At 40.0% G+C, this 8,240-nt stretch carries 5 protein-coding genes; 4 read left to right on the top strand and 1 reads right to left on the bottom strand.

The window, feature by feature from the left end; all coding sequences use genetic code 11:
- Positions 1 to 2,875: UvrD-helicase domain-containing protein (locus Q1V93_RS06870; RefSeq protein WP_300663110.1), on the bottom strand; the 2,875-nt coding region annotated here is incomplete at its 3' end.
- A 104-nt stretch (positions 2,876 to 2,979) separates the two neighbouring features.
- On the opposite strand from Q1V93_RS06870, the gene Q1V93_RS06865 reads away from it, so the two are divergent.
- The 4 genes from Q1V93_RS06865 to Q1V93_RS06850 form a co-directional block, all read left to right on the top strand.
- Entirely contained in the window at positions 2,980 to 3,735 is a 756-nt protein-coding gene (locus Q1V93_RS06865) for an MbnP family protein (protein ID WP_300663108.1), read from the top strand.
- Entirely contained in the window at positions 3,732 to 4,811 is a 1,080-nt protein-coding gene (locus Q1V93_RS06860; RefSeq protein WP_300663106.1) for a cytochrome c peroxidase, read from the top strand. The genes Q1V93_RS06865 and Q1V93_RS06860 overlap by 4 nt, the downstream gene beginning before the upstream one ends.
- Positions 4,812 to 4,859: 48 nt before the next feature.
- Positions 4,860 to 6,293: a TonB-dependent receptor gene (locus tag Q1V93_RS06855; protein WP_300663104.1), complete on the top strand. Its 1,434-nt coding sequence runs from the start codon at positions 4,860 to 4,862 to the stop codon at positions 6,291 to 6,293.
- Between the two features lie 125 nt (positions 6,294 to 6,418).
- Positions 6,419 to 8,240: sensor histidine kinase (locus Q1V93_RS06850; protein WP_300663102.1), on the top strand; the 1,822-nt coding region annotated here is incomplete at its 3' end.

Genomic DNA, 8,240 nt, shown 5'->3' with positions numbered 1-8,240 from the left:
ACTTCTGATTTTGGAATGCTTCAACAAGCAATTCATTTAGAGTCGCTTCAAATTCCTGTTCGATCTGACCTTTGAGAATTCCCGTCTTCAAGGCTGAAAAGGCGCTTTCTTTCGAATGGGATTTTTCCATAATAAAATGGAATTGTTTTCCTACCCGCTGCGCAGTTGTCAAACTGTCGTCAATCTGTTCTTTGGTAGATTGAATGCTGATTTCAGGGAACCACAAGAAATTCTGAATCGATTGCGGACTGTAATCCGTGGATTGTTTTTTCGAATGACGTTTGATTTCCGGAATTTCACCGAATTTCAGGTGTAATTTACCGTCTTCGAAAGCATCCGGAAACAGCTCATGAAAAATACTATTGAATTTATCGTAGAATGAATTCCTGGACCCTTTCAGGTTGATTCCGTACAACCGATCCTGCGGACGCGTAAAAGCAACATACAATAAGTTGATCGCATCCATTTTCTGTGCTGCTTCCTCTTTTTCCGCTTCCGCCTTGATTTTTGGAATAGCAGATTCGAATTTCGTCATCTTCGTTTCCACAATGTGATCGTCGATTTCCATCAAAAATGCATCGTTGTTATTTCCTTCGTTGAAGAAATTGAAAGATGGAATAATCACCACCGGAAACTCCAGTCCTTTTGACTTATGCGCGGTCATAATCTGAATCGCCTGTTCGTTTTCGGATAACTGAACGCTGAATTTGGTTTCGCTTTTATCGTAATAATGAATGAAATCCATCAAATCCGGGCCGTTCGACATGTCAAACTGATAAGCAAGGTCCAATAATTGCTGCAGATACGTGTTTTCAATCGGATCGAGATCCATCAATTTCAGGAAATCCACCAGCAGGGAATAGATGTTCTGGAAACTCGCGTCCAGGAAATCTGCATTCAACCGGCTGTTTTCGAAAAACAAGCGCTCGGAAAAATAAATCCCTTTGGAATCTTCTTCGGTGACTTCTTCAAAACAGTTATTGTAGGTCGAAAAAGAATCTTTCTGACCCAATGTTTCAAAATAGAAGTAGGCAAATTGCATGGCGCGTTGAAAATCAAAACGGTTTACCTTCCATTTGCAATAACAAACAGCGAGTTGCACAAATTGATCACTGTTTACCAACAACGAATCCGACGAAACGATCTGATATCCTTTCGACTTTAAAAAATTGGCATATTGATTACAATCTCTTTTCTTGCGGCCAAGAATACAGATCTCATAAGGTTTGTATCCGTCAGAAATACATTGTTCCACCCAAAGCAATAACTGATTGTTGGTGAATTCCGTTGTATTGATTTCTTTTTGAGGAAGCATGATCATTTCGACAAATCCTCCTGGTTTTCCTTTTGGAGTTTGTTTCAAATGCGAATAGAATTCCTTTCCGCTTTCAGGAAGATAGGCAAGTAATTCCTGGAAAAACCGGTTGTTGAATTCCACGATTTCTTTTGCAGAACGCCAGTTGTCTTCCAAACCTTCTACTTTTCCCATTTTTTGAAAGAACCGCGACCGCAGCTCAATAGAAGGTTCTCCTTCCGGGTTGTAAATTGCAGGAAGTGCGATGAATTGTTCGGCAACCCCGTTTTTGAAACGGTAAATGGATTGTTTCGGATCGCCGACAATGAAGTTGAAATAATTGCTTCCAAGGGAATTGTGAACCAAGGGAACAATGTTCAGCCACTGCAAACGCGATGTATCCTGGAATTCGTCCAAAAAGAAATGATTGAATCGTGAACCCAGCCGCTCGTAAATGAAAGGCGCATCTTCGTTTTGAACCAATTCAGCAACCAGCTTATTGAATTCGCTCACCCGTATAATTGATTCCTTGTTCCGGATTTCATCCATGCTCAGAGCGAGTTCTTTCAAAATGGCCAATAAATGAAACTGCTGAATCTTAAAATCCAGGTCGATCCAAAACGCCGTTTTCTCCGTAATGAAATGCAGAAATTCGATGTATTTGGGAGAAAATTGCGTCTCACTTCCGTTTTCAATCGTTTTGAGAATATTGCTGTAATTGGCGTCTGTTCGTTTACTTTCCTTTAAAAAAGAAATAGGTTCCGCCGGCAGACTCAGATTGAAAACAATGGGTTTGAAAGTGGTTGTCTTTCCTGCAAAAGCATTGCTGTCAACTCCCGAATCGTGAAACAAACGCTGCAAGTGATTCAGCTTTTCCTGCAACAATTCTTTCTCGGCTTTAAACTGCAATTTCCAAAGATCCAATTGCTCTTTTTTGAAATCCGTTTTTGAAAGTGCTTTGACAATCTGGAAATATCCTTCATTTGTCAATACTTTCGCTTTTGAAAGCAAAATCTTCTTCAGGTTCCAGTCGTTTTCTTCTTCCAGGTTGGATTTGGCAAAATTTAAAGCGAGCTGATAAAGTTTTGTTTGATTTTTGGAATCGATGTTACTCAACAACTCGTCAATGGCTTTTTCAAGAATCAATGTATCATCGAGTGAAATTTCAAAGTTTTCCGGCAAATCCAGATCTTTTGAAAAAGAACGGATCAATCTCAGGTTAAACTTGTCGATCGTCATCACATTGAAATCTTCGTACTGGTGCAGAATTTTCCGAAGCACCAATTGGGCTTTTTTTCTGGTGACTTCAGGCGTTGTGCCGACAAATTTCGAGATCTCTTCCAAATATGCCTGATTTTCGGTATTTCCATGAGCAAGTTTGTTCAAATCGCCCATAATCCGGGTTTTCATCTCAATACTTGCTTTGTTGGTAAAGGTCATCGCCATAATCTGACTGATTTCTGCACGATTCTCATCTTCAGAAAGAAGCAAACGCAGGTAATTACGCACCAGGTTGTACGTTTTACCACTTCCGGCAGAAGCATTTACAATCAAAAGAGGCTTACTTACTTCCGAATTCATACCGATCAATCAATAATCTTTCGAAATTACCGAAAATCCCTTGGACACTTCCCGAATTTTTAGGAATTCTCTTTGCATTGTTTTAAATTTGGTAAAACAACTAAATGAAACATTTTTCGATTCTTGCGTTGCTTATTGTAATTGCTTTTTCTTCCTGTAAAAAGAAAAAAGAAGAGAAGCCGGAAGATTCACCTGTGGTGCAGCAAAGCAGATTGTCACTCAAACCCATGTTTGATTTGGAGTTGTTGTACTTGGATTCTGTTTATACAATGAGTAACGGTTACAAAATTCGTTTCTTGGAACTCAAGGCGTATTTTACAAATATCGAATCGGGAGGAAGTGTTTTGAAAGATGCAGCGTTGTTCGATTTCAGAACATCTGGAAATCGTGTCTTTCAGGCCGATCAGGTTGTTGCCAATCCATCATCCATTCAATTCGGAATCGGTGTTCCGGCTTCGGTCAATCACAATGATCCGAGTACTTTTCCCAATAACAATCCATTGAACATTGCAATCGCGAACGATATGCATTGGGATTGGAATCCCGGATACATCTTTTTCAAGGTGGAAGCAAAAGTGGATACCATTGTGGACGGAATTACCAATTGCGATCACAGTTTGGTTTATCACGTCGGGACAGATAGTTTTTACACGACCAAATCCGTTTCCAATCTTCATTGGACACAAATTGCTTCCGGACTGAATGAGGCCTGGTTGAAGCTTGATTTGAAGAATTTCTTTGAAAACAACGGAAATGAAATCAATGTAAAAACAGAATTCACAACACATAGCATGGCGTCTCAAAGTGTTTTAACAGAAAAAGCGCGTCAGAATTTCGCCGCATCTATCAGCGCATTATGAATCGCATCTTGATTGGAATATTGGGTTTTCTGATTCTTTTTCTCGGATGTACGAAAGAAAAAGTCGGCTATGATCCGACACCGTATACGCTCAAAATTCCAGGTCACTTTCCGCAAATGGATATTCCTGCCGATAACCCGATGACGGAAGAAGGTGTTTTGCTGGGAAGAATGTTGTTTTACGAAAAGAAACTTTCCCTGGATCACACCATTTCTTGCGGTTCGTGTCATGCACCGGATGCATCTTTCTCCGATCCGAATCAATTTTCGCAAGGGGTAAACGGAACTGTTGGAACCAGAAATGCGATGGCTTTGATCAATCTGGGGTGGCAGACCAGTTTTTTTTGGGACGGAAGAGCAAAAACGCTTGAAGATCAGATCCTGGAACCCGTTCCGAACCCGGTTGAAATGCATTTGCAATGGAAAGATGCAGTTTCCCGCCTAAAAGCAGATGTGGTTTACAGAAACCAGTTTTACAAAGCTTATGGAGTGATCGACTTTGATTCGACGCATGTGGCAAAAGCGTTGGCTCAGTTTTTGCGAACCATGATCTCGGGAGAATCCAAATACGATGTGATGTACAAATTCGCGAACAATATTCCTTTGAATGCAGCTGAACAGGCTGTCAAAAATGCCGTTACTTCGGAAGAATGGGCAGGTTACGATTCCTTTAAGAGTTTGAATGGAGCAGATTGTTTTCATTGTCACAACGGAACCTTGGTTCAGGTTCAGAAATTCTCGAATAACGGGTTGGATGCGGTTTTTACAGACCTCGGAAGAGGAGCCATTACGCATAACCCGAATGACAACGGAAAATTCAAGGTTCCGACGCTGCGAAACATCGCTTTATCAGCACCTTACATGCACGACGGACGTTTCGCTGATCTGGATGCCGTAATCGAGCATTATTCGACTGGTGTTCAGCATTCTGCAACTATTGATCCGCTGATGGAATTTGCCAGTCAGGGAGGTGTTCAGTTGGATCCGGAACAGCGCAATCAGTTGAAATTGTTCCTGTTAACGTTAACAGATTATAAATTTGTAACTAATCCGGACTTTAAACCGTTAAACCCTTAACGAACTAAGTCTAATTGTTAGTACCTTTGTACAAGTGAAATGGAAGAAATGATAGACGAAAGAAGATTAACAACTGAGGAGAAAGCCTTAAAGATTAATCTCACAAGTGATATTTACGGTTGTTTTGCCGAGATCGGTGCAGGACAGGAAGTTGCGGCCAACTTTTTTAAGGCGGGTGGTAGTTCCGGAACGATTGCGTATACGCAGTCTGCTTACGACATGAAGGTTTCTGACGCCATGTATGGCGCGGCTTCCCGTTATGTTTGTGAGGAGCGTTTGTTGACCATGCTTTCCACGGAATACAATACACTTTGTGAACGTTTACCTAAAAAACTCCAGGAAGCACGTTTTTTTGCTTTTTGTAATACGGTTGAATCTTTAAATTACCATAAAACCAACCAGGGACAAGGTTGGGTAGGATTGCGCTTTCAGTCAAAACTGGGAGGTGATTTTAACGATATTATTTTACACGTAAAAATGCATGACAATTCTCACAAAGCACAACAGGAGGCTTTGGGGATTTTGGGTGTGAACCTGATTCATGCGGCTTATTTTTCCACGGAAGATCTGGAAGAGTTCCTGACAAATCTGGTTCACCGGATTCCAAGAGACCGTGTGGAAGTGGACATGCTGCGTGTTACCGGTCCGGATTTAGGACAAGTTGACAACCGGATTATTGCGTTAAACATGGTGAAAAGAGGAATGACCGATGCTACAATGTTTGATTTGTGCGGAACGGTTCTTCAGCCTGCAACGGCACTTTACAAAAAGAACATCCTATTGATGCGCGGCCGTTTCAGACCGGTTACGAAAGTTCATTTGGATATGATTGCCCATGGAACGGAACAATTCCTGAAAGAAGACGGAGTGCGTGAAGATAATTTGTCCGTTATTTTCGAATTGACCTTGAAGGATTTAACTGCAGATGGTAAAATCTCGGATAAGGATTTTATTGACAGAGCGGAATTATTGGGTTCCTTAGGATATACAGTAATGATTTCGAATTATCTGAAACATTACAAAATGCTGGATTACCTGGCAACCATTGCGCGCGGACAAAAAATGGGAGTGATTGCAGGAATTTATAATCTGCATACCATTTTTGATGAACGTTATTACGATAATTTACCTGGCGGTTTGCTGGAAGCATTCGGAATCGGGTTCGGGCACAATGTGAAAATGTATGTTTACCCGGCAATCAACGTGGATACCGGTGATTTGTATACCTTGGATCAATTGGCAATTCCAAAACACCTTCGCGGATTGGTTCAATTCCTTCGGGACAATAATAAACTGGCAGCATTGGAAGAATTTGATTCGCAAGCCTTGAAAATTTTGTCTGATGATGTATTGTCTAAGATCAGAGCTGGGATTTCGAGCTGGGAAGATGATGTTCCGGAAAATGTTGTGAAGGCAATTAAGTATTTTGAACTTTTCGGTTACGACAAGAAAAAAGATCCGATCGTTAATTTAACAAGCTAAATAGTTGCCTGGATTTGAAGGATTTTATGACTTTGATTTTTCTGACTTCAAAAAAGTTTAAGAATTAATTCCATTTAGTGTGGATTTATTACTTAAATTGGTCATGAGCTACTTTTCACATACCAATGATTCGATTCCAGGAAAGATTACTATTACTCAGTTTTAAGAATTACATTCTACTCTTTCTTTTTTTTCATTGCACCTTTCACGGGTTTTCTCAGACCAAAAAATACGATTATCAAAAATTTCAGCAGGAAATAGAGCGCTTGCAGGAAGAAATGATTGTTGATATCTCGAAAGCAAATGAAACGCTCCGTTTTTTGGACAATAAGTACAAGCACCTGCACAGTCCGGAGATCAATTACGTTATCACGATAAAAAAAATCAAATTTTTCAGTGTTTACGGTGATTATGCCCGGGTGAAATTTGAATTGAATAAAGCAAAAAGGTTTCAGTTTTTCTTTCAGGCAAAAAAACAGGATAAACTGTACCTGGATTTGTACGGAGCAGTTTACGAAAGTTTGGGTCACAATTTTGATTTGTTGATTACCAAAACAAGGAAGATTATTCAAAAATCAAAAAAGTCGGACAAATATTTGCTGCTTCAATGTCATTTGGTGTTGGCAAACTGTTTGAGTGAGAGCGGAAAATACGAAGAAGCGTTGGAGGAAATTCATCGTGCCAAACGCATTGCAGCTGAGAAAGGAAATCCCGCTTTTATATTCCAGGTTGCAAATTCAGCAGGACAAGTTTATTTTTTCAATAATCAAATTGAAGATGCTCTGAAAGAGTTCTGGTATGCAAAGAAACTTGCGATTACCAATCATTGGAAATTCGCAGAACAATATGCCAATGCAAGTTTGGGGGAGATTTATTTGTACACCAATCAATTGGAGAATGCCAAAAAATACTTTGATCTTGTTCTGAAAAACGAACACAATACAGAACTCCGGGATTTATTCCAGGTTTACGGATGTTTAGAGCATTATTATGAGTTGAAGAAAAATATGGATTCGTCCTATTTCTATTCGATCAAACGCAATGAAATCGACGATTTACTGGAAAACCTCCGGAGTGAAAACCTGGTTTTTGAGTTGGAAAAGGATTTTCAGACGGAATCGAATCAATATTTGCTGGAGGAGGAGCGGGGTAAGAATCAGCAGCTTCGATTGATTTTGATTCTTATCCTAATGAGTATTGTGGTCATCATCAGTATTTCGTATTTGTTTATTCGTCAGAAAAGTGATTCGAACCGCATTTTGCAGCAGCAAAAAGAAGAAATTGATGAAAAGAACAAGGAGATTTCCAATTCACTGGCCATGAAGGAAAACCTGCTGAAGGAGATTCATCACCGGGTTAAGAATAACCTGCAGGTTGTTTCCAGTATTCTGAACCTGCAATCGAGGAATGTCAATGACCCGGAGGCATTGCGGATTATTGAAGAAGGAAAAGACAGAATCCGTGCCATTGCATTGATTCATAATCAGCTGCATCTGAATAACGATTCGGCTTATGTGGAAATGGGCGGTTACCTGAATAAGCTGATCAGCCAGATGGGAGAATCATTTTCCAGTTATAACAAAAAAATTCTGGTGAAAGTACATGTCGAGGAAATCAATCTCGCGATAGATTATGCAGTTCCGGTCGGATTGATCATGTGTGAACTTTTATCGAATGCATACAAACATGCTTTCAAAGATCTGGACGAAGGAATTATCGAAATTGAACTGAAGAATAATCCGGAACGAAGTTTGAACTACGAATTATTAGTACGGGATAACGGAGTTGGTTACAAAGGAAAAACTCCTTTCCTGGATCAATCGTCTACAGGAGTGGAAATTATTAGTGCTTTTGTTCAGCAATTAGACGCGAAATATTCTGTGATTGATGAGGAAGTTGGTTTCGGTTTGTTTATTCAATTTGCTATTGATGAACGTCATTCTAAGT

It is taken from the genome of Fluviicola sp., from assembly GCF_030151805.1.
Lineage (GTDB): Bacteria > Bacteroidota > Bacteroidia > Flavobacteriales_D > Crocinitomicaceae > Fluviicola.
The sequence above is the reverse complement of the archived record's forward strand: the minus strand, read 5'-3'. Positions and strand labels throughout refer to the sequence as shown.